This window comes from Streptomyces sp. NPDC059247 (assembly GCF_042754005.1).
Taxonomy (GTDB): domain Bacteria; phylum Actinomycetota; class Actinomycetes; order Streptomycetales; family Streptomycetaceae; genus Streptomyces.
This window is the reverse complement of sequence record NZ_JBHYZW010000007.1, coordinates 184530-205087: the sequence shown is the minus strand read 5'-3', so window position 1 is coordinate 205087 and position 20558 is coordinate 184530. Positions and strand designations below refer to the sequence as shown.

General features: G+C 74.1%; 16 protein-coding genes and 5 tRNA genes. 14 read left to right on the top strand and 7 right to left on the bottom strand.

Going from position 1 to position 20558, the window contains the following annotated elements; all coding sequences use genetic code 11:
- Positions 1-615: 615 nt before the first annotated feature.
- The 8 genes from ACFXGN_RS16250 (at position 616) to ACFXGN_RS16215 (ending at position 11799) form a co-directional block, all read left to right on the top strand.
- A complete protein-coding gene (locus ACFXGN_RS16250) occupies positions 616-1680 on the top strand; it encodes a methionine ABC transporter ATP-binding protein (RefSeq protein ID WP_384858973.1) in 1065 nt (354 codons plus the stop codon).
- A complete protein-coding gene (locus ACFXGN_RS16245; protein ID WP_384858970.1) occupies positions 1677-2345 on the top strand; it encodes a methionine ABC transporter permease in 669 nt (222 codons plus the stop codon). The genes ACFXGN_RS16250 and ACFXGN_RS16245 overlap by 4 nt, the downstream gene beginning before the upstream one ends.
- A gap of 91 nt (positions 2346-2436) precedes the next feature.
- A complete protein-coding gene (locus tag ACFXGN_RS16240) occupies positions 2437-3285 on the top strand; it encodes a MetQ/NlpA family ABC transporter substrate-binding protein (protein WP_384858967.1) in 849 nt (282 codons plus the stop codon).
- A 197-nt stretch (positions 3286-3482) separates the two neighbouring features.
- A complete protein-coding gene (locus ACFXGN_RS16235; RefSeq protein WP_384858964.1) occupies positions 3483-4118 on the top strand; it encodes a GNAT family N-acetyltransferase in 636 nt (211 codons plus the stop codon).
- 80 nt (positions 4119-4198) lie between these two features.
- Positions 4199-5434, top strand: coding sequence for a precorrin-6y C5,15-methyltransferase (decarboxylating) subunit CbiE (gene cbiE, locus ACFXGN_RS16230; RefSeq protein ID WP_384858962.1), 1236 nt, complete (start codon positions 4199-4201; stop codon positions 5432-5434).
- 306 nt (positions 5435-5740) lie between these two features.
- Complete coding sequence (cobT, locus tag ACFXGN_RS16225; RefSeq protein WP_384858960.1) at positions 5741-9418, top strand: nicotinate-nucleotide--dimethylbenzimidazole phosphoribosyltransferase; 3678 nt, start codon at positions 5741-5743, stop codon at positions 9416-9418.
- Between the two features lie 223 nt (positions 9419-9641).
- On the top strand, positions 9642-10892 hold the full coding sequence (gene cobA / locus ACFXGN_RS16220; protein WP_384858957.1) for a uroporphyrinogen-III C-methyltransferase: 1251 nt from the start codon (positions 9642-9644) through the stop codon (positions 10890-10892).
- A gap of 88 nt (positions 10893-10980) precedes the next feature.
- Positions 10981-11799, top strand: a complete 819-nt coding sequence (locus tag ACFXGN_RS16215) for a TrmH family RNA methyltransferase (protein WP_384858955.1) — start codon at positions 10981-10983, stop codon at positions 11797-11799.
- A gap of 336 nt (positions 11800-12135) precedes the next feature.
- On the opposite strand, the gene ACFXGN_RS16210 is transcribed toward ACFXGN_RS16215, so the two are convergent.
- The gene (locus ACFXGN_RS16210) at positions 12136-13302 is read right to left on the bottom strand and encodes a serine/threonine-protein kinase (RefSeq protein ID WP_384859182.1); all 1167 of its coding nucleotides are present in this window, start codon (positions 13300-13302) and stop codon (positions 12136-12138) included.
- Between the two features lie 509 nt (positions 13303-13811).
- Between ACFXGN_RS16210 and ACFXGN_RS16205 the strand changes: the two genes are divergently transcribed.
- From ACFXGN_RS16205 to ACFXGN_RS16195, 3 genes are all read left to right on the top strand, one after another.
- Entirely contained in the window at positions 13812-13979 is a 168-nt protein-coding gene (locus ACFXGN_RS16205; RefSeq protein WP_351787418.1) for a hypothetical protein, read from the top strand.
- A 742-nt stretch (positions 13980-14721) separates the two neighbouring features.
- Positions 14722-15849, top strand: a complete 1128-nt coding sequence (locus ACFXGN_RS16200; RefSeq protein ID WP_384858952.1) for a phosphotransferase — start codon at positions 14722-14724, stop codon at positions 15847-15849.
- A 46-nt stretch (positions 15850-15895) separates the two neighbouring features.
- On the top strand, positions 15896-16201 hold the full coding sequence (locus ACFXGN_RS16195; protein ID WP_384858949.1) for a zf-TFIIB domain-containing protein: 306 nt from the start codon (positions 15896-15898) through the stop codon (positions 16199-16201).
- A 69-nt stretch (positions 16202-16270) separates the two neighbouring features.
- Here the strand turns inward: ACFXGN_RS16195 and ACFXGN_RS16190 are convergent.
- The 5 genes from ACFXGN_RS16190 to ACFXGN_RS16170 form a co-directional block, all read right to left on the bottom strand.
- Positions 16271-16345: transfer RNA gene (locus ACFXGN_RS16190), tRNA-Val, on the bottom strand.
- A 39-nt stretch (positions 16346-16384) separates the two neighbouring features.
- Positions 16385-16456, bottom strand: a tRNA-Val gene (locus ACFXGN_RS16185).
- A gap of 34 nt (positions 16457-16490) precedes the next feature.
- Positions 16491-16562: transfer RNA gene (locus ACFXGN_RS16180), tRNA-Val, on the bottom strand.
- Position 16563: 1 nt separating this feature from the next.
- Positions 16564-16637: transfer RNA gene (locus ACFXGN_RS16175), tRNA-Cys, on the bottom strand.
- Between the two features lie 39 nt (positions 16638-16676).
- Positions 16677-16749 (bottom strand) — tRNA-Gly (locus tag ACFXGN_RS16170).
- Between the two features lie 231 nt (positions 16750-16980).
- Here ACFXGN_RS16170 and ACFXGN_RS16165 point away from each other — a divergent pair.
- The 3 genes from ACFXGN_RS16165 to ACFXGN_RS16155 are packed head-to-tail and all read left to right on the top strand — an operon-like array spanning position 16981 to position 19756.
- Positions 16981-18048, top strand: coding sequence for a chorismate-binding protein (locus tag ACFXGN_RS16165; protein ID WP_384858946.1), 1068 nt, complete (start codon positions 16981-16983; stop codon positions 18046-18048).
- Positions 18045-18881 (top strand): aminotransferase class IV, encoded by an 837-nt coding sequence (locus ACFXGN_RS16160; protein WP_384858943.1) that lies wholly within the window; start codon positions 18045-18047, stop codon positions 18879-18881. The genes ACFXGN_RS16165 and ACFXGN_RS16160 overlap by 4 nt, the downstream gene beginning before the upstream one ends.
- A 35-nt stretch (positions 18882-18916) precedes the next feature.
- Positions 18917-19756, top strand: a complete 840-nt coding sequence (locus ACFXGN_RS16155) for a GNAT family N-acetyltransferase (RefSeq protein ID WP_384858940.1) — start codon at positions 18917-18919, stop codon at positions 19754-19756.
- A 177-nt stretch (positions 19757-19933) separates the two neighbouring features.
- On the opposite strand, the gene ACFXGN_RS16150 is transcribed toward ACFXGN_RS16155, so the two are convergent.
- Positions 19934-20449: a DsbA family protein gene (locus ACFXGN_RS16150; protein WP_384858938.1), complete on the bottom strand. Its 516-nt coding sequence runs from the start codon at positions 20447-20449 to the stop codon at positions 19934-19936.
- Positions 20450-20558: the final 109 nt, after the last annotated feature.

The following is a 20558-nucleotide window of genomic DNA, read 5'->3' as shown; positions in this document are numbered from 1 at the left end:
CTCCGTCCGCCTCGCAAACCGCCCGGCGGGGCCCGGCGGCGTGCGGAGGCGCACGGCGGAGGGGAACAAAGGGGCACGAGGGGACAGACGGGCGGGGAGCGGCGCGGACGGGCGCCGAGGTGGTCTTGGCCACAACCGGGGCCCGCGCCCCCTCCTCCGTACCCCCGGGACGGAGCGGTCCGGGAGCCCCGTCCCCGCAGGCCACACGGGAGAAACGGGACGGAACAGAGGGTTCCGCGCCGACCGCCGGGCATCTCATGTGCGTCCGGTATGCGGACGCCCTCCTTTCGTTCGCACCTGCGCATGGTTTACTTCAGCCATGACCACGACGAGCAGCCGCACCCTTGCGACCGAGGCGATCACGACGCCCGGTGCTCGTTGTATGTGTCGAATGCGCGCCTTCTGAGGGCCCCCGCCTGAGTCTCGCGCCCCGAAGCGAGACCGACGGCCGTGCCGTTCCGACCGCCATCCGGCGGTGGACCGTGCCCGTCCCGCGCACCCCGCCGACTCCCGGCCCCCGCCGGAGCGGTCCTGGTGCGCCCGACTGTCCGAATTGACGAATGCCCCGTGCGTGACGGACTCCGCGTCGCGCACTCGACAGTGACGGAAACCCCTGTGATCACCACTTCGGGCCTGACCAAGGTCTACGAGTCGCGCGGCCGTCAGGTCACCGCTCTGGACGGTGTCGACCTGCACGTCCGCGAGGGCGAGGTCTTCGGCGTGATCGGCCAGAGCGGCGCCGGCAAGTCCTCGCTCATCCGCTGCATCAACCTCCTGGAGCGCCCCACCTCCGGCACGGTGACCGTCGACGGCGTCGACCTGACCGCCCTCGCGGGGAGGGGCCGCCGCGCGGGCAAGGACCTGCGCAGGGCGCGCAGCGGCATCGGCATGGTCTTCCAGCACTTCAACCTGCTGTCCTCCCGCACGGTGAAGGACAACATCGAGCTCCCCCTGGAGATCCTCGGCGTCTCCGGCGCCGAGCGCTCCCGGCGGGCCCTCGAACTCCTCGACCTGGTGGGACTCGCCGACAAGGCCAAGGTCTACCCCGGCCAGCTCTCCGGCGGCCAGAAGCAGCGCGTCGGCATCGCCCGCGCCCTCGCGGGCAGGCCCAAGGTCCTGCTCTCCGACGAGGCCACCAGCGCCCTCGACCCGGAGACGACCCGCTCCATCCTCCAGCTCGTCCGCGACCTCAACCAGCAGCTCGGCCTCACCGTCCTGCTCATCACGCACGAGATGGACGTCGTGAAGACGATCTGCGACTCCGCCGCGCTGATGCGGCACGGCAGGGTCGTCGAGTCCGGCACCGTGAGCGGACTGCTCGCCACCCCCGGCTCCCAGCTGGCGGCCGAACTCTTCCCGGTCAGCGGCGGCCACACCGACGCCGACCGCACGGTCGTCGACGTCACCTTCCACGGCGAGGCCGCGACCCGGCCGGTCATCTCCCAGCTGTCCCGCACGTACAACATCGACATCTCGATCCTCGGGGCGGCGATGGACACCGTCGGCGACCGCCAGATCGGCCGGATGCGGATCGAACTGCCCGGACGGTACGAGGACAACGTCGTCCCGGTCGGGTTCCTGCGCGAGCAGGGCCTCCAGGTCGAACTCGTCGAGGAGCCGGACGCCCCGGCCACCGTGCCCGCCCCGGCGCACGTACTGGTGAAGGAAGGTGCGAAGTGACCTGGTCCGAGATGCAGCCCCTGCTGGAGCAGGGCACGCTCGACACGCTCTACATGGTCCTGTGGGCCACCGTCGTCACCGTCCTCGGCGGCCTCCCGCTCGGCATCCTCCTCGTCCTCACCGACCGGGGCGGACTGCTGCAGAACCTGCCGGTGAACAAGGTCGTCGGTGCGATCGTGAACGTGGGGCGTTCGCTCCCCTTCATCATCCTGCTGATCGCCCTCAGCCCCTTCACCAGTTTCGTCGTCGGCACCTTCATCGGCCCGACCGCGATGATCGTGCCGCTCTCCATCGGCGCCATCCCCTTCTTCGCGCGGCTCGTCGAGACGGCCGTCCGCGAGGTCGACCACGGGCTCGTCGAAGCCGTCCAGTCCATGGGCGGCGGCATCCCCACCATCATCCGCAAGGCCCTGCTCCCGCAGTCCCTGCCCTCGCTGGTCTCCGCCGTCACCACCACGGTCATCGTCCTCATCGGCTACTCCGCGATGGCCGGCGCGGTCGGCGGCGAGGGCCTCGGCGCCAAGGCGGTCACCTACGGCTACCAGCGCTTCGACACCCGGTTCATGCTCGTCACCGTGGCACTCCTGGTCGTCATCGTGACCGTGGTCCAGCTCCTCGGCGACCTGGTCGTACGGCTCCTCGCCCGCCGGGGACGCACCGCCTGAGGCCCCCCGGCCCCCCAGACTTCTTCCTTCGAAGAACAGGCCCGGACTTGTTGTCCAGGCTCCACCGCTCCACCGGAAAGAGGCACTCTTCGTGCGCAAGAACATCAAGCTCACCGCGGGCATCGCCACCACCGCCGCCCTGGCCCTCGGCCTCACCGCCTGCGGCACCTCCTCGGACCCGTCGTCCGCCAAGGGCGCCGCCGCCGACAAGCCGCTCGTCGTCGCCGCGTCCCCGACGCCGCACGCCGACATCCTGAAGTTCGTCAAGGACAACCTGGCGGAGAAGGCCGGTCTGAAGCTGGAGGTGAAGGAGTTCACGGACTACGTCCTGCCGAACACCGCCGTCGAGTCCGGCCAGGTCGACGCCAACTTCTTCCAGCACAAGCCGTACCTCGACGACTTCAACAAGAAGAACAACACCCACGTCGTCCCGGTGGTCAACGTCCACCTGGAGCCGCTGGGCCTCTACTCCAAGAAGCTCACGTCGCTGAAGGACATCAAGGCGGGCCAGACCATCGCCGTCCCCAACGACACCACCAACGGCGGACGCGCCCTCCAGCTGCTCGCCGAGAACGGCCTGATCACCGTCAAGCCGGGCGTCGGCACCAACGCCAAGATCTCCGACATCACGGACAAGAAGGGCCTGGAGTTCAAGGAGCTGGAGGCCGCCACCGTGCCCCGCGCCCTGAACGAGGTCGACGCCGCCGTCATCAACGGCAACTACGCCATCGAGGCCAAGCTGGAGCCCGCGAAGGACTCCCTCGCCCTGGAGAAGTCCGAGGGCAACCCGTACGCCAACTTCCTCGCCGTCAAGGAGGGCAACGAGAAGGACGCCCGGGTGCAGAAGCTCGCGGAGCTGCTCAACTCGCCCGAGGTGAAGAAGTTCATCGAGGACACCTACAAGGGCTCGGTCATCCCGGCCTTCGGTGCCGCCAAGTAGGGAAGCGGAATCCGAGGGACCGTCAGACCGGTTCCCCCGTACCGCCCTTGTGTCGAAGGCCCCCGCATCCCGTCCGGTGCGCGGGGCCTTCGCCGTGCCCCCGCCCGACATCCCACCCGGCCATGCGCGGCGGCGTCCGCATACTGCATGCTGTGCGTTCACGCTCGATTCGGACGGTCCTCGGCATGGAGTTGCGCATGACTACCACCTTTCCGGACATCTCCATCAACACGGACCGGCTGGTGCTGCGCGCGCTCGAAGAAGCGGACGTCCCCGCCCTCACCGAGATGATGAACGACGAGCTGGTCGTCGCCTGGATCCCGGTGCCACAGCCCTTCACCGAGGCCACCGCCCGCGCCTGGATCGCCGAGCGGGCGCCCGCCGAACGCGCCTCGGGCCGGGGCATCGACCTCGCCGTCACCGAGTTCCTCACCCAGCGCCTGGTCGGCGTCGTCCGGCTGGGCGGGACCGACTGGCGGGTCCGCTCCACCGAACTCTCCTACATCGTCGCCCCCTGGGCGCGCGGCGAGGGATACGCCTCCGAAGCCGCCCTCGCCACCGCCCAGTGGCTCTTCGGCGACCAGGGGTTCCAGCGCCTGGAACTGCGCACGGCGGCCGACAACACCGCCTCCCAGCAGGTCGCCCAGAAGATCGGCTGCATCAGCGAGGGCGTCCTGCGCGACGCCTGTATAGCCCGCGCCCGCACCGAGGACGGCGGCTGGACCGAACTGCGCACCGACTTCATCCTCTGGGGCCTCCTCCCCGAGGACCTCGACGGGGTCGCCGACCAGATGGCCGAGGCCGGATACTCCTCCTCCACCGACTGGAGCTGAGCCCCGGCGCCCGGCGCGGGGTACGCTCGGCACGCTTCCGACCTGCGACGACCTCAGACGACCTCAGGAGACAGACGACGATGGCCGACCGCGTCACGGTGATCGGCTGGGACGGTTCGCCGCTCACCGCGGCGGCCAGGTCCGCGCTGTCGGCCGCCACCCTCGTAGCGGGCGCGGCGCACCACCTGGCGCTGCCCGAGGTACCGCCCGCCGCCGAACGCGTCCGCCTCGGCAGCGTCGACCTCGCCGCCCGCCGCATCGCCGGTCACCGGGGCACCGCCGTCGTCCTCGCCGACGGGGACCCCGGCTTCTTCGGCGTCGTCCGCACCCTGCGCGCCCCCGAGCACGGCCTGGAGGTCGAGGTCGTCCCGGCGGTCTCCGCCGTGGCCGCAGCCTTCGCCCGTGCCGGAATGCCCTGGGAGGACGCCCGGACCGTCGTCGCCCACCAGCGCACCCTGCGCCGCGCGGTCAACGTCTGCCGTGCCCACCCCAAGGTCGCCGTCCTCACCTCGCCCGGCGCGGGACCCGCCGAACTCGCCCTCCTCCTCGACGGCGTCCACCGCACCTTCGTCGTCTGCGAACAGCTCGGCACCGCGCAGGAACGCGTGTCCGTCCTCACCTCCGACAAGGCCGCCGACCACACCTGGCGCGACCCCAACGTCGTCCTCGTCATCGGCGGCGGAGCCACCGGCACCACCCCCGCCGCCCCCTGGCTGTCCGGCCAGGACCCCGCCGCCCGCCCGGTACGGGGCTGGGGCCTCCCCACGGGGGAGTACGGCCCCGCCGAGCCCGGCGCGCCCCGGCCCGGCACCGGCGAGGACCCCTCCCTGCGCGCGGCCCAGCTCGCCCGGCTCGGCCCCCGCCCCGGGGACCTCGTCTGGGACATCGGCTGCGCGGGCGGCGCCTTCGCCGTCGAGGCGGCCCGCTTCGGCGCCGCCGTCATCGCCGTGGACGCCGACCCGGCCGCCCGCGCCCGCACCGAACGGGCCGCCCGGAGCCACGGCGTACCCCTCCAGACCGTCCAGGGCCGCGCCCCGCACGTCCTGGAGGACCTCCCCGAACCCGATGTCGTACGGATCGGGGCGGGCGGGGTCGCCGTCGTCAGCGCCTGTACGGACCGGCGGCCGGAGCGCATCGTCGCCCACGCCTCCACCCGGGACGAGGCCGAGGCGATCGGCGCCGCCCTCGCCGACGGCGGCTACGCGGTCGAGAGCCTCCTCCTCCAGACCGTCGGACTCGATCCCGGCGACTGGTCGGAACGGGAGCGTTGTGTCGTGTTCCTGCTGTCCGGACGCAGGGTCGAGCGCTCCCCCTGACGAGGGAGCTCCGCACGGCGGGGTAGGCTGGCGGATTGTTGTACCGCGTCCGGACGTTCGGTGATTCGTTCGTCAATGTCCTGAATGGATGGCTGATTCACGCCAGTGACGTGGTACGCCACCCGGGGGGACCGTGCGACGTGGCGCAGTCCACAGCGCACCGTGGCGAATCTCCCTGCCTCCGGGGCCGGGGGCCGCGACAATGTAGAGGTGTCCGCGCGTCCTTTCGTGCCGCGCGGCACGCGTGCTCGTTCTTGTCGACGGGCGCGGGTCTGAAGGAACACAAGCGATGGGCGAGGGGTACGCATGACGGACACCGGCCAGGTCCCGGGCGAGGGACTGCCGGAGAACGCAGGCATGGTCGAGCAGCCGGGCATCCCCGCACCGGGCGCGTACGCCTTCCTGGACCCCTCCGAACACCCCGCAGAGGACGACGACGTACTGCTGATGCCGGGCGCCCAGGGCGCCTGGAGCGAGCATCCGCCCGGCGTCGTGCCCGCGCCCCCCGTCGCCGTGCCGCCGCCGCTGTCGCTCCCGAACCAGACGGCGCCCCACCAGGGCCTGCCCCACCCGGCGGCCCCGTCCGGCGACCCGCTCACCGACCCGCTGACGGCCCCGCTGGACGCCGTGGCCCTCGGCGACGTCCTGACCGCCCCTCAGCAGCAGACCCCGCCCACGGGCGTGCCGGTCGCCCCGCCCATGGGTACCCCCGCCCACGGCGTGCCGACCGAGCTGTTCGGGACTCCCGCGCACGGCGTCCCGGCCCAGCAGTTCGCGGGCACCCCCGCGCACGGCGTGCCCGTCGCCCCGCAGGAGCAGACCGTCACCGACCACGGCTACGAGCCGGGCATCCTCGACACCGGCGCCCACGGGACCGCGGGCCACGACACCGGCTCCGTCGACCTCGGCGGCGTCCAGGTGCCGCCGCCCGCCCCGGCCGCCGCCCGCCGTCCGCTCCACATGGGCCCGCCCGTCCCCGAGTCCGGCGGCGTCGTGCTCTCCCTCGCCGACCGGGGCCCGGCCGCCGCGCCCGCCCCGCAGCCCGTCCCGGCCGCCGCGCCCGAGCCGACGGCGGCCACCGGGCCCGCCCCGGTGCCGGTGAGCGTCCCGGGCCCGCCGACCACCGGCCCCGAGTACCTCGACGTCCCGCAGGACCAGCTCGCGCCGCAGGGCGCCGAGCCGTGGGCCGCGCAGCCCCAGGCGCCGGTGGCCCGCCCGTTCCCGGTGGAAGCGGAAACGGCCGTCCCGGCCCCGGAGTTCGTCCAGGTCGAGGGCACGGTCCCGACCGCCCCGCACCTCGCCCCGCACCCGGCGCCCGCCGCCGACCGGACCCCGGAGGAGGCTCCGGCGCCCGCCGTCGCACCCGCCCCCGAGGCTCCGGCCGCCGCCGGTCAGGAGGCGCCCGCCGAGCCCGTGGCGGCCACCCCGGCCGAGCCCGCCGAAGCCGTCGCCCCCGAGATCCTCGTCCCCGCCCCGCGCGAGGGCGAGCCCGTCACCGAGGCTCCCCGGGCCGCCGCACCGGAGCCGGAGCGGACCCCGGAGACCGCGCCGGAGCCGGAGACCGCGCCGGAGCCCGTGCCCGAGGCGGCCCCGGCCGGGACGCCCGCCGCCGAGACGGTGGCCGCGCCCGCTCCCGAGAGCCCGGTGGAGCCGCCGAGCCCGGCGACCGAGCAGGCGGAAGCCCCGGTGGCCCCCGAGCCGGTCCCCGCCGAGGCTCCGGTGGAAGCCGTCGCCGAGGCCCTCCCGCCCGTACAGGAGGAAGCGGCCCCCGCCGACGTCCTGCCCCAGCCCGTGGCGGAGCCCGTACCGGCCGCCGAGGCGCCCGCCGTACCCACGGAGGACACGGGAAGCGCCGGGACCGCGGAGGTCCAGGAGGTCCCGGAGGCCGTGGAGATCCCGGAGTCCCCGGAGACTCCTGAGTCCCCGGAGGCCGTCGAAGCGTCCGAGGGCGCGGCGACCCCCGAGACCCCCGAGGCTCCCGAGTCCGAAGAGGTCCCCGCCGCCGGTGAGGCCCCCGAGGCCGAAGCGGCTTCTGCGACCGAAGCGGCTCCCGAGGCCGAAGGGACCGCTGAGTCCCCTGAGGCGCCCGAGGCCGTCGTCGCGGAGACCACCGAGACCGCCGAGATCGCTGAGATCACCGAAACCACCGAGCCCGCCGAGGCTCCCGTGAACCCCGAGGCCGCCCCGGACGCCGTCACGGACGACGCCCCGGACGCTGGGACCGGTCCCGTGGCCGACTCCGCCCCCGCCCCGGCCCCCGCCCCCGGCTACGACGACGCCGAGCGCGAGGCGGTGCTCCGGGTCATGCGCGAGCGCCGTGACATCCGCAACGGCTTCCGCTCCGACCCGATCCCGCACGAGGTCCTCCTCCGGGTCCTGGAAGCCGCCCACACGGCCCCCAGCGTCGGCCACTCCCAGCCCTGGGACTTCGTCGTCATCCGCTCCGCCGAGACCCGGCAGACGATGCACGAACTGGCCGCGCGCCAGCGCGAGGCGTACGCCGAGTCGCTGCCCAAGGCGCGGGCGAAGCAGTTCAAGGAACTGAAGATCGAGGCCATCCTCGACACCCCGGTCAACATCGTGGTGACCGCCGACCCCACCCGGGGCGGCCGTCACACCCTCGGCCGCTACACACAGCCGCAGATGGCCCCGTACTCCTCGGCGCTCGCCGTCGAGAACCTCTGGCTGGCCGCCCGCGCCGAGGGCCTCGGCGTCGGCTGGGTCAGCTTCTTCGACGAGCGCGAGATGGTCCGCGCCCTCGGCCTCCCCGAGCACCTCGAAGTGGTCGCGTACCTCTGCGTCGGCTACGTCGACGAGTTCCCCGAGGAGCCCGAACTGATGCAGGCGGGCTGGTCCAAGCGCCGCCCGCTGGCGTGGGTCGTCCACGAGGAGACGTACGGCCGCCGGGCCCTGCCCGGCGAGGAGCCGCACGACCTGCTCCAGGAGACCGTCGCCAACATCCGCCCGCTGGACGCCAAGGCGCTCGGCGAGGCTTGGGAGCGCCAGAAGCGGATGACCAAGCCGGCCGGGGCGCTCGGGATGCTGGAGATCATCTCCGCCCAGCTCTCCGGGCTCTCCCGGGTCTGCCCGCCGCCGATCCCGGAGCCCGCCGCCGTCGCGATCTTCGCCGGTGACCACGGGGTGCACGCCCAGGGCGTGACCCCCTGGCCGCAGGAGGTCACCGGCCAGATGGTCGCCAACTTCCTCGGCGGGGGAGCGGTCTGCAACGCCTTCGCCCACCAGGTGGGCGCCGAGGTCTGCGTCATCGACGTGGGCGTCGCCTCCGAACTGCCCGCCACCCCGGGCCTCCTGCCCCGCAAGGTCCGGCCGGGCACCGCCGACTTCACCATCGGCACGGCCATGACCCGCGAGGAGGTGCTCGCCGCGATCGAGGTCGGCATCGAGACCGCCCGCGACCTGGTCGCCGCGGGCAACAAGGCACTCCTGACCGGTGAGATGGGCATCGCGAACACCACCGCGTCCGCCGCCCTCATCTCGGTCTACACCGGTGTGGATCCGGCCGAGGTCACCGGCCGGGGCACCGGCATCAACGACGACACGCACGCCCGCAAGGTGGACGTCGTCCGGCGCGCCCTCGACCTGCACAAGCCGGACCCGGAGGACCCGATCGGTGTCCTCGCGGCGGTCGGCGGTCTGGAGCACGCGGCCCTCGTCGGCCTGATCCTGGGCGGGGCCTCGCTCCGTACCCCGGTCATCCTCGACGGCGTGTCCACCGGTGCGGCGGCGCTCGTCGCGCGGGCCGTCGCCCCCGAGTCCCTCGCCGCCTGCATCGCCGGGCACCGCAGCGCCGAGCCGGGCCACGTGGCCGCGCTCAACAAGCTGGGCCTGCGCCCCCTGGTCGACCTGGACCTGCGCCTCGGCGAGGGCACGGGCGCGCTGCTCGCCCTCCCGCTGGTGCAGAGCGCGGCCCGCGCGATGCACGAGGTGGCCACGTTCGACTCGGCGGGAGTCACCGAGAAGTAGCCCGCTCCGGCGCGGCTCCCGGCCGACGCGCCTCCCGTCCCACCGGGCCGGGAGGCGCGCCGCTTCCGGGAGCGGCCCCGGCAGCCCCGCGACCGGGGACGTCCGTCACAGGGTGACCGCCCCGGGTCGCGGATATCGTGGGACGCGGACACACCGTGTCCCACCAGCCGCTCCACAGCCGCAGCGGCCCCGCACACGCCACGCCCCGAGGAGCCGCTCACCCATGGCCGAGCACGCCGACCGCGCCGAGAACGCGACGCACCCCGCCTACCCCGTCGGACTGCGCCTCGCCGGCCGCCGCGTCGTCGTCCTCGGCGGCGGACAGGTCGCCCAGCGGCGGCTCCCCGCCCTGATCGCCTCGGGCGCCGACATCACGCTGGTCTCGCCGTCCGCGACCCCCTCCGTGGAGGCGATGGCCGAGGCGGGCGAGATCACCTGGACCAGGCGGCGGTACGAGGAGGGCGACCTCACCGACGCCTGGTACGCGCTGGTGGCCACCACCGACCCGACGGCGAACGCCGCCGCCTCCGCCGAGGCCGAGCGGACCCGCACCTGGTGCGTCCGCTCGGACGACGCCGAGGCGGCCACCGCCTGGACCCCGGCCACCGGCCGCAGCGAGGGCGTGACCGTGGCCGTCCTCACCGGCCACGACCCCCGTCGCTCCGCCGCCGTGCGCGACGCGATCGTCGAGGGGCTGCGGGACGGTTCCCTCGCGGCGCCGCAGCACCGCGCGCGTGCCCCCTTCGTCGCCCTGGTCGGCGGCGGACCCGGCGACCCGGACCTGATCACCGTGCGCGGCCGTCGGCTGCTCGCCGAGGCGGACGTGGTCGTCGCGGACCGCCTCGGCCCCCGCGACCTCCTGGACGAACTGCCCCCGCACGTCGAGGTGATCGACGCGGCGAAGATCCCCTACGGCCGGTTCATGGCGCAGGAGGCCATCAACAACGCGCTGATCGAGCACGCGAAGGCGGGCCGGTCGGTCGTGCGGCTGAAGGGCGGCGACCCGTTCGTCTTCGGCCGGGGCATGGAGGAGGCGCAGGCGCTGGCCGCCGAGGGCATCGCCTGCACGGTCGTGCCGGGCATCTCCAGCTCCATCTCGGTGCCGGGCGCGGCGGGCATCCCGGTCACGCACCGGGGCGTGGCCCATGAGTTCACCGTGGTCAGCGGGCACGTGGCCCCCGACGACCCGCGTTCGCTCGTCGACTGGGCGTCGCTGGCCCGGCTCACCGGCACATTGGTGATCCTCATGGGCGTCGACAAGATAGGGAAGATCGCCGAGGCGCTCATCGCGCACGGCAAGGACCCGGAGACGCCGCTGGCCCTGGTCCAGGAGGGCACCACGGCGGCGCAGCGCCGGGTGGACGCCACGCTGGCGACGGTCGCGGAGACCGTCGTCGCGCGGGAGGTCCGCCCGCCCGCGGTCATCGTGATCGGCGACGTGGTCGCCGAGGGCCCCGACCGCCTGGTCAGGTGACCGGGGCGGACGACCGCACCTGTAACCACGGGTAACAGAACCCCGCGCACACATTGGCACCACTCCCCGGACAAGGCAGTATCACCTCGTGGCCGAACTCATCACGATCGACGACCCCGACGACCCGCGCCTGCGCGACTACACCGGCCTGACCGACGTCGAACTGCGCCGCAGACGCGAACCGGCCGAGGGCCTGTTCATCGCGGAGGGCGAGAAGGTCATCCGCCGCGCCCGCCAGGCGGGCTACGAGATGCGCTCCATGCTGCTCTCCGCCAAGTGGGTCGACGTCATGCGGGACGTCATCGACGAGGTCCCCGCGCCGGTGTACGCCGTCCAGCCCGACCTCGCCGAACGCGTCACCGGCTACCACGTGCACCGGGGCGCCCTCGCCTCCATGCAGCGCAAGCCGCTCCCGGACGCCGCCGACCTGCTGGGCGGTGCCCGCCGGGTGGTCGTCATGGAGTCGGTGAACGACCACACCAACATCGGCGCGATCTTCCGCAGCGCCGCCGCGCTCGGCATGGACGCGGTCCTGCTCTCGCCCGACTGCGCCGACCCGCTCTACCGGCGGTCGGTCAAGGTGTCGATGGGGGCGGTGTTCTCCGTCCCGTACGCGCGTCTGGAGAACTGGCCGCGCGGCCTGGAGACCGTACGGGAGGCGGGCTTCAAGGTGCTCGCGCTGACCCCGGCGGAGAAGGCGACGTCGATCGACGAGGCGGCCCCGCACCGGCTGGACCGGGTGGCGCTGATGCTGGGCGCGGAGGGCGACGGCCTGTCCACGCAGGCGCTGCGCGCCGCGGACGAGTGGGTGCGCATCCCGATGGCCCACGGCGTCGACTCGCTGAACGTGGGAGCGGCGGCGGCGGTCGCCTTCTACGCGGTGGCCACGGGCCGCCCGGAGTCGTAGCCCCGGGACCGGAAGGCCCGGCGGCGAGACCGGAACGTCCTGGCCCCCGCAGCCGGACCCGGGCGTCCGGAAGGGTCCGTCACCCGGACCAGACCGTCCGGGAAGCTTTGGTAAACCCGGACCGACCGGTCCGGGAGGTCCGCCAGCCGGACCCGACCGTCCGGGAGATCCGCCAGACGCCCGCCAGACGGACCCGGGCGTCCGGAAGGCCCTCGTCCACCCGGACCCCGACCGTCCACGAGGCCGTACGGGCCCGCCCTCTCCGGCGGGCCCGTTCCCGTGTCGCGGGCGCCCCGTGGTCCGAGTGGGTGTCCCCGTGGCTCCGGCGCGGCCGGGTCAGCCCTGGAGGGCCTGCGCGGCGGCGATGCCCAGGGCCACGACCAGCGTCACGACCACGAAGACGAAGAGCCGCTGCCGCAGCAGCCGGGGGTTGGCCGGACGCCGCCCCGTGGACGTGCCCCGGGCCCCTGGCCGGGTGCCGGGCCGGGACTGGGACGCCCGCGCGCCGTCCGTACGCGGCCCGGCCGACGGCCTCGCCGCCCCGGCACCGCGCCCCCGCTCGGACGCCCGCTCCGGGTCCCGGTCCCGGGCGTCCCGCTCGGTGTACCGCTCGGTCGGCCGGAGCGTGTGCCGCTCCTCCGTCCGCTCCCGCTGCGCGGGGGGCCGGGAGACCGGCAGTCCCTGGGCCTCGCGCGCCGCGATCTCCTTCAGCCGCATCGACAGCTGGAGCGTGCTGGGACGGTCCTCCGGGTCCTTCGCCAGACAGGCCCGGATCAGCGGCGCCAGCGCGTCCGGCACCCCGTGCAGCTGCGGCTCCTCGTGCACCACCCGGTAGAGCATGACCTCGGAACTGCCGTGCCCGAAGGGCGAGTCGGCCATCGCCGCGTACGCCAGGGTGGCACCGAGCGAGAACACGTCGGTGGCCGGGGTGACGGCCGCTCCGCGCACCTGCTCCGGAGCGAGGAAACCGGGTGAGCCGACGGCCGTCCCGACATGGGTGAGGGTGCTGGCCCCGGTGGCCCACGCGATGCCGAAGTCGATGATCCGGGGACCCTTGGGGGAGAGCAGGATGTTCGAGGGCTTCAGGTCGCGGTGCACCACCCCCGCCTCGTGGACGGCGACGAGCCCCTCCGAGAGCGCCGCCCCGATCGTGGCGACGTCGGCGGCGCGCAGCGGACCCTCCTCGGCGACCCGGTCGTGCAGCGAGGGCCCGGGGACGTACTGGGTGGCGAACCAGGGGCGCTCGGCCTCCAGATCGGCGGCGACGAGACGGGCCGTGCAGCCGCCCCGGATGCGCCGGGCGGCCGACACCTCGCGGGCGAACCGCGACCGGAACTCCTGATCCTCCGCCAGATCGGGCCGGATCACCTTGAGCGCCACCCGCTGTCCGCGCCGATCGGACCCCAGATACACGACGCCCATCCCGCCGGCTCCCAGCCTGCGGTGGAGCCGGAACGACCCGACGATCCGCGGATCCTCGCGCCGGAGCCGCATCATCGCCATGTCCGTCCCCTCGTCCGTTCGACGTGGCACAGCTTACGTAGTGGCGCCCGCACGCGCTCATAGGCCGCGCCCTCGCACCGGATCGATTGTCGGTACCGGGAAGGCCGCGCCCTCCGCGCCCGCCCGCGCGCCCACCCCAACCACCCACCGGGTCACCACACTTGACGGCCGGTGAGGAACCGGTCCCGGCGTCCCGGGGCCCGTCCGGACGGCCCGGGGGAGCGGACCGCGCACGGCACGCTCCGCGAAGTGACAGATGTCACGCCCCGCCGCTCTCCGGGGCCTCCGGCACCCGACCCCTCCGGGAAGACCCGGGGTTTCGCGCCCCCGTCTCCACCCCTGGGAGTACATCGCACGGACGGGAGTCATCCTCCGGGAGGCCCGCAAGTCGGTACGCGGGCATGACGCCCCGGCGCCCCCCGCTCCCTAAAGTTGAGATCAAGCGGCGGGTGCAGCACTCGTCCCCCGAGGTCACGCACCCGCCGCGCCAAGACGACAGGAGAGGAACCATGGCATTCACGGCACCGAGGACGACCGCCGGGCCTTCCGGCCGACGTCACCCCCTGGTGGCCACGGCCATGGTCCTCCCTCTCGCGGCCCTGCTCGTAGTCGTCTTCGGCGGCTGGGAAGCGGTGGTCACACAGGCGTCGTCCGTGGTCACGATGCTGGGGCGCTGACAGCGCCCCGGACCCGGGAGAGCGGCCCGGGTCGGGACATCCGGCCATCAGCCCCGTGGGGACGGGGGTGCGGCGGACGGCAGCGTGGGGCCGGTCAGCTGGGGAGCTGACCGGCCCCCTCGCGCGTTCCCGCCCGGACGGCCACCCGCGCGTCCCCGCGACGGCCCCCGCGTGTCCCCGCGACAGCCCCCTCTCGTCCCCGTGACCGCCGACCGGCCGTCGAAGCACCCCGGCCGGACCTCTCCCACGCGAGCGGATCCAGTCCGCGACCCGCCCGACGGGCCGGTCCCATCCGGTCGACCGCCCCGCGCGTACCCGAAGACACCGCCGTCCCGGGCCTGTTCCTCCACTCCGGCCGCGCCCCGACGCGTACCCGAGGGGGAGCCGACCGCTCTCCACCGCCCCCGGGAGAGCCGACCGCCTCCGCGCACCCTCCGGCGGGAGCCGCCCGGCCCCGCGCTCTCCGGGAAAGCCGAGCCCCACTCGTTCCGACGAGAGCCCGAGCGTCTCGGCGGTACCCGGAGGAGCGGCCACCCCGCGCACCCCCGGCGGAAACCGCCCGCGTCCCCGTTCCCCGACGGAAACCGCCCGCGTCCCTGGCCCCTGACGGAAGCCGCCTGCGTCCCCGTTCCCCGGCGGAAGCCACCCGCGTCCCCGTTCCCCGGCGGAAGCCGCCTGCGTACCCGCTCCCCGGCGGAAGCCGACCGTCCCCCGCCCGTACCCGTCCCGCTACGCTCCCGGCGTGGACCCCACCGCCCCGCCCCGCGCCCACGGCCGCCCGGCCCGGACCCTGCCCGAGCGGCTCGCGGCCGTCGCGCACACGGCCGCCCACCGCTCCGGCGCCCCCTGCTCCTGCCCGAGCGGCCTGGTCGGGACGCTCGCCGACCGGGACGACGGCACCGTCGTACGTCACGGGGACCTGGTCGCCAAGGCGCACGCCCCCGGCACCGACCCCGGCGCGCACCGCGCCCGCCTCGCGCTGGCCGCCCACCCGGACGTCTCCGGCGTCCTCCTGCCGCCCCTGCCCGGCGGGTCCGGCGAGCTGGACGGGCGTCCCGTCAGCCTCTGGCCCTACGGACCGCCGGTCGATCCGGCGGACCCCGACGCCGCACCCTGGGAGGAGGCGGCGCGACTGCTCGCCCGGCTCCACCGCACGCCGCCGCCCGGCGGGGCGCCCCGGCTCCCGGAGTCCCGGGCCCCGCTCAAGGCGGCCCTCGCGGTCGCCCGGATGCGTACGACGGCCCCGGAGCATCCGGCCACCGCGACGGTTCTCGCCGCCTGGCACACGATCCCCGGCGTCCGGAGCGCCCACGGGGACGGTACGGCCCCCGGCTCTCGGGAAGTCCCCGGCATCCCGCCCACCCCGGGCGTCCCCCATGCCCCCGGCTCCCCGGAATCCCCCGGCATCCCGCACGATCCCGGCCCTTCGCACGATCCCGGCCCCCCGGAACCCCACGGCCCCCGCCTCCTCTGCCACGGCGACTTCCATCTCGGTCAACTGGTCCGTGACGTCCGGTCCGTGTCCGCCGGGCCCTGGCGGCTCATCGACGTGGACGACCTCGGTCTCGGCGACCCGGCCTGGGACCTCGCCCGCCCCGCCGCCTGGTTCGCCGCGGGCATCCTGCCGCCGGAGGTCTGGTCCCGGTTCCTCGGCGCCTACCAGGAGGCGGGCGGCCCCGCCACGGGCGCCGACCCCTGGGCCCGACTCGACCTGCCGGCCCGCGCCCTGACGGTCCAGACCGCCGCCCTGGCCCTCGCCAAGTCGACCGCGCGGGGCCGCCCGCTCGACGAGGTCGAGGACGTGATGATCGACACCTGCGCCCGTATCGCGGGATTCCGAACCGCTTCGCCCACCGGAGCGTCCGCATAGGGTGAAGCCACTATTCGAACGGCGTAGTCAGGGAGTTGACCCGACCATGCAGTGCCCCAAGTGTCACGCGGCCATGCACACGTACAACCGCAACGGCGTCCAGATAGAGCAGTGCAGCGGCTGCCGGGGGATCTTCCTGGACTACGGCGAGCTGGAGGCCCTGACCCGACTGGAGTCCCAGTGGGTCCAGCAGGCCCCGCCCGCACCTCCCGCCCCGCAGGCGTACCCGGCGCAGCCCGCCCCGGCGGCTCCCGCCTGGGGTGCTCCGCAGCACGGCGGCCACCACGGTGGTCACCACGGCGGCGGCCACTACCGGCAGCGCGGCTTCGGCCGGATGCTCTTCTCCTCCTGAGCCGTCCGAGCGGTTCCCCGGCGGAACGACGAAGCCCCCGGCCGCGAAGTGCGGCCGGGGGCTTCTCGATGGTGCGCGATACTGGGATTGAACCAGTGACCTCTTCCGTGTCAGGGAAGCGCTCTCCCGCTGAGCTAATCGCGCGGGATGCACGCGCACTGCCCGGAGGCGGTGCGTACTGCGTGCGCGATACTGGGATTGAACCAGTGACCTCTTCCGTGTCAGGGAAGCGCTCTCCCGCTGAGCTAATCGCGCGGGGGATCCGAAGACCCAGGACCCGAAGGTCCAGTGGACGATACTGGGATTGAACCAGTGACCTCTTCCGTGTCAGGGAAGCGCTCTCCCGCTGAGCTAATCGTCCTTGGAGGTGGAGACGGGATTTGAACCCGTGTAGACGGCTTTGCAGGCCGTTGCCTCGCCTCTCGGCCACTCCACCAGGAGTGAATACAGGGGTTCGGGAAGATCCCCCACATCGAGCGGACGACGAGATTCGAACTCGCGACCCTCACCTTGGCAAGGTGATGCTCTACCAACTGAGCCACGTCCGCTTGTCGTTTCCGTTTCGCTTGCGCGTCCCGGCGACGTGTTGAACTCTAGCGGATTCCTGGGCCAGCACAAAAACGCGTTTCCGCAGCGTGCTGACCTGCGGGCCGACGCGGGTGCCCGGCCGGGGCCCCCGGAGGGTCCGTACGGCGTTCACCCGGTGTGCACCAGCGGTGGCGGGGAGCCCCCGTCGTGCGCCCCCGGTACCGCTCCGGTGGCCGACCTAGACTCGACACGTGTACGACCTTGCTCCTCTGGCCCGCTTCGGCGGCCTCGTCGCGACCGACCTCCGGGACGTCACCCATGACCCCGAGGCCCTGGACTCCGTCGGCTTCTGGGCCGTCTGCGCGGACTTCGAAGGGCGCCTGACCTGCGCCCGCTTCGGGGACGTGCGGCCCGACCCCGTCCCGCCGCCCGTCCCGGGCGGCTGGCGCGGACCCGCCGCCGGTGACTGGACGTCCTCGCTCGACCGCGCCGCGTACACCGCGGGCGTCCGGCGCGTGCGCGAGCACATCGCGCGCGGCGAGGTCTACCAGGCGAACCTCTGCCGGGTGCTGACCGCGCCGCTGCCGCACCCCGACTCCGCCGACGTCGACGCCCTGACCTCGCTCCTCGCGCGCGGCAACCCCGCCCCGTACGCGGGAACGATCCGGCTGCCCGCCCACGGCGTGGAGATCGCCACCGCCTCCCCGGAGCTCTATCTGCGCAGGGCGGGGGCGCTCCTCTCCTCCGGGCCCATCAAGGGGACCGGCAGGACCGCCGACGACCTGCTGCCCAAGGACCACGCGGAGAACGTGATGATCGTCGACCTGGTCCGCAACGACCTGGGGCGCGTCAGCGAGACCGGCTCCGTCGCCGTTCCCGAACTCTGCGCCGTCGAGGAGCACCCGGGTCTGGTCCACCTCGTCTCCACGGTCAGCGGCAGGCTGCGCGAGGGCGCGGGCTGGCCGGAGCTGCTCGCCGCCACCTTCCCGCCCGGCTCCGTCACCGGCGCGCCCAAGTCGAGCGCGCTGCGGATCATCGAAGCCCTGGAGACCGCGCCGCGCGGGCCCTACTGCGGGGGGATCGGCTGGGTGGACGCCGACGCGGGCACCGGTGAGCTGGCCGTCGGCATACGGACCTTCTGGATCGACCGCCCGGAGGGCGTGCTGCGCTTCGGGACCGGCGCCGGGATCACCTGGGGCTCGGACCCCGAGCGCGAGTGGGAGGAGACCGAGCTCAAGGCGGCCCGGCTGGTCGCGATAGCGTCGGGCGTCCACGAGTCGGGCGCCCCTGGGGCGAGCGGAAAGGCCATTTCTCGATGAAACTCTGGGTCAACGGCGGACTGTACGACGAGGAGGCCGCCCGGGTCTCGGTGCTGGACCACGGGCTGACCGTCGGCGACGGCATCTTCGAGACGGTCAGGGCCGAACGGGGAGAAACGTTTGCTCTCACCCTTCACCTGGAGCGGCTCACCCGCTCCGCGCGTGGTCTGGGACTGCCCGACCCGGACCTCGACGAGGTCCGCCGGGCCTGCGCCGCCGTCCTGGAGGCCAACCCGATGCCGCTCGGCAGGCTTCGCATCACGTACACCGGCGGTCTCTCCCCGCTCGGCTCGGAGCGCGGTGACGCGGGTCCCGGTCTGGTCGTCGCCCTCGGGGAGACCGGCCGCCGCCCCGACTCCACCGCGGTGATCACCGTCCCCTGGACGCGCAACGAGCGCGGCGCCCTCACCGGCCTCAAGACCACCTCGTACGCCGAGAACGTGGTCGCCCTGGCCAGGGCGAAGGAACGGGGCGCGTCCGAGGCGCTCTTCGCCAACACGGTCGGACAGCTCTGCGAGGGCACCGGCTCCAACGTCTTCGTCGTGGTCGACGGGCGTCTCCTCACTCCGCCGGTCTCCTCGGGCTGTCTGCCGGGCATCACCCGCGCCCTCGCCGTCGAGTGGACGGGCGCGGTGGAGACCGATCTGCCGCTGGACGTCCTGGAGAGCGCCGAGGAGGTCTTCCTGACCTCGACCCTCCGTGACGTCCAGGCGGTCCACCGGATCGACGGGCGGGAGCTGTCCCCGGCGCCCGGTCCCGTCACCGCCAAGGCGATGCGGGTCTTCGACGAGCACGCGGCCCGGGACCGGGACCCCGCCTCGGGTAAAACCTGATGACGGACGGCCCCGGGGTGGGTAGAACACCTTTGATGACCACCACCCTGCGGCCGGCCGAGCCGCTTCAGCACAGGCCCGACGGCGGCCGTTCCCGCACCTACGACGTGTGTGTGAACAGTCGCCGCGTCGGCTCCGTCCATCTCTCCACCGACCCCGGCTTCGGCGCCGCCTCGGGTCTGATCGAACGCCTCGGGATCGACGAGCCGGACCGGGGGCGCGGCCGGGGGACCGTCGCCGCGCTGGCCTCCGAGGAGGTGCTGCGCGGCTGGGGCTGCGTGGAGGCGCAGATATCGGTGCCCGCCGACGCCGTGGCCGCGCTGCGGACGGCCCGCTCCCTGGGTTACACCGAGCGCAGCCGGAACATGGTCAAGGACCTGTCCGAGGAGCCGCCCGCCCTGCCGGAGGGCGTCGAGGTGCGGCCGATGACCGGCGAGGAGTACGCGGTCTGGGAGGCGCGGGCCAAGGAGGGCTTCGCGCGGAGCTGGATCGACCGGGGCGTACCCGAGGAGCAGGCCCGCGCCAAGGCGGAGTCCAGCCACCGCAAGTACCTTCCCGAGGGCCTGGCCACACCGGGCGTCGCGATCCACGTGGTCGTCCGGGACGGACGGTCCGCCGGATTCCTGTGGACCGGCCGGATCGAACTGGAGCCGGGCCACTGGGCCGCCTTCGTCTACGACATCGAGGTGGAGGCGGAGCACCGGGGCCTGGGCTACGGCCGGGCGCTGATGCTGCTGGCCGAGCGGGTCGCGCGGGAGGCCGGGGAGACCCGGCTCGGACTGCACGTCTTCACGGGCAACACCCCGGCGATCCGGCTCTACGAGTCGCTGGGCTTCCGTACGACCTACGTCAACAGCGCCAAGGAACTGCGGTAAGGGAGGGCCCCGGCGAGCCCCGGCGAGCCCCGGCGGGCCTCGGGGCGGCCGGGTGCGAGCCCCCTTCCCGGGGCCGCCGGGGGCGGGGCCGTCCTCCCGGAGCCGCTGCCCCGGGTCCGCCCGGCCGACGGGCCGCCGTCCCGCGCGGCCCGGCCGGGACCGTCGTCCGGCGGGGTGTCAGCCGTTCAGGAGGCGGTCGGCGATCTCCTCGATGCGCTCCCGCAGGCCGTCCTGGCTCTGGCCGCCGTCCAGACGCTCGCCGCCGATGATGTACGTCGGGGTGCCGGTGACCTTGATCGCCTTGCCCTCGGCCTCGTCGGCGTCGACGGTCAGGAGGTGCCGTCCGTCGATCAGGGCGGTGTCGAACTCCTCGGCGTCCAGGCCCAGTTCACCGGCGATCTCCAGGAGCACCGGCTCGCCCCGGTCGGCGAGGTCCCCGGTCCTGGCGAGCAGCGCCGTCACGTACGGCCAGCCCGCGCCCTGCGCCACGGCCTCCTCCGCCGCCTGCGCGGCGGCGTACGCGTGCTTGTGCTTCGCGAGCGGGAAGTGCCGCAGCTGTACGTCGAGCCGGTCGCCGTACTTCTCGCGGAGCACGCGGACGTCGTCGAGGGCCTGGAAGCAGTCGGGGCACTGGAGGTCGAACCACGCCTCCAGGACGACGGGGGAGGCGGATGCGGTGGTGATGTCACTCATGGGAGCAGTCTCCCTCACCAGGACCTGGGGAGGAGATCCGGAGGGGAGGACCCGGAGATCTCCCTGAGACCGGGCGCGGACCATGGCCCCGGAGGGTCCCGGCGGTGCA

What these genes read in the sequence shown, in the direction of transcription:
- ACFXGN_RS16210 (WP_384859182.1), bottom strand. Translation starts at nt 13,302, where the DNA reads ATGGCGATGATGCGGCTCCGGCGCGAGGATCCGCGGATCGTCGGGTCG.
- cobA (WP_384858957.1), top strand. Translation starts at nt 9,642, where the DNA reads ATGGCCGAGCACGCCGACCGCGCCGAGAACGCGACGCACCCCGCCTAC.
- cobT (WP_384858960.1), top strand. Translation starts at nt 5,741, where the DNA reads ATGACGGACACCGGCCAGGTCCCGGGCGAGGGACTGCCGGAGAACGCA.
- ACFXGN_RS16205 (WP_351787418.1), top strand. Translation starts at nt 13,812, where the DNA reads ATGGCATTCACGGCACCGAGGACGACCGCCGGGCCTTCCGGCCGACGT.
- ACFXGN_RS16150 (WP_384858938.1), bottom strand. Translation starts at nt 20,449, where the DNA reads ATGAGTGACATCACCACCGCATCCGCCTCCCCCGTCGTCCTGGAGGCG.
- ACFXGN_RS16160 (WP_384858943.1), top strand. Translation starts at nt 18,045, where the DNA reads ATGAAACTCTGGGTCAACGGCGGACTGTACGACGAGGAGGCCGCCCGG.
- cbiE (WP_384858962.1), top strand. Translation starts at nt 4,199, where the DNA reads ATGGCCGACCGCGTCACGGTGATCGGCTGGGACGGTTCGCCGCTCACC.
- ACFXGN_RS16195 (WP_384858949.1), top strand. Translation starts at nt 15,896, where the DNA reads ATGCAGTGCCCCAAGTGTCACGCGGCCATGCACACGTACAACCGCAAC.
- ACFXGN_RS16155 (WP_384858940.1), top strand. Translation starts at nt 18,917, where the DNA reads ATGACCACCACCCTGCGGCCGGCCGAGCCGCTTCAGCACAGGCCCGAC.
- ACFXGN_RS16235 (WP_384858964.1), top strand. Translation starts at nt 3,483, where the DNA reads ATGACTACCACCTTTCCGGACATCTCCATCAACACGGACCGGCTGGTG.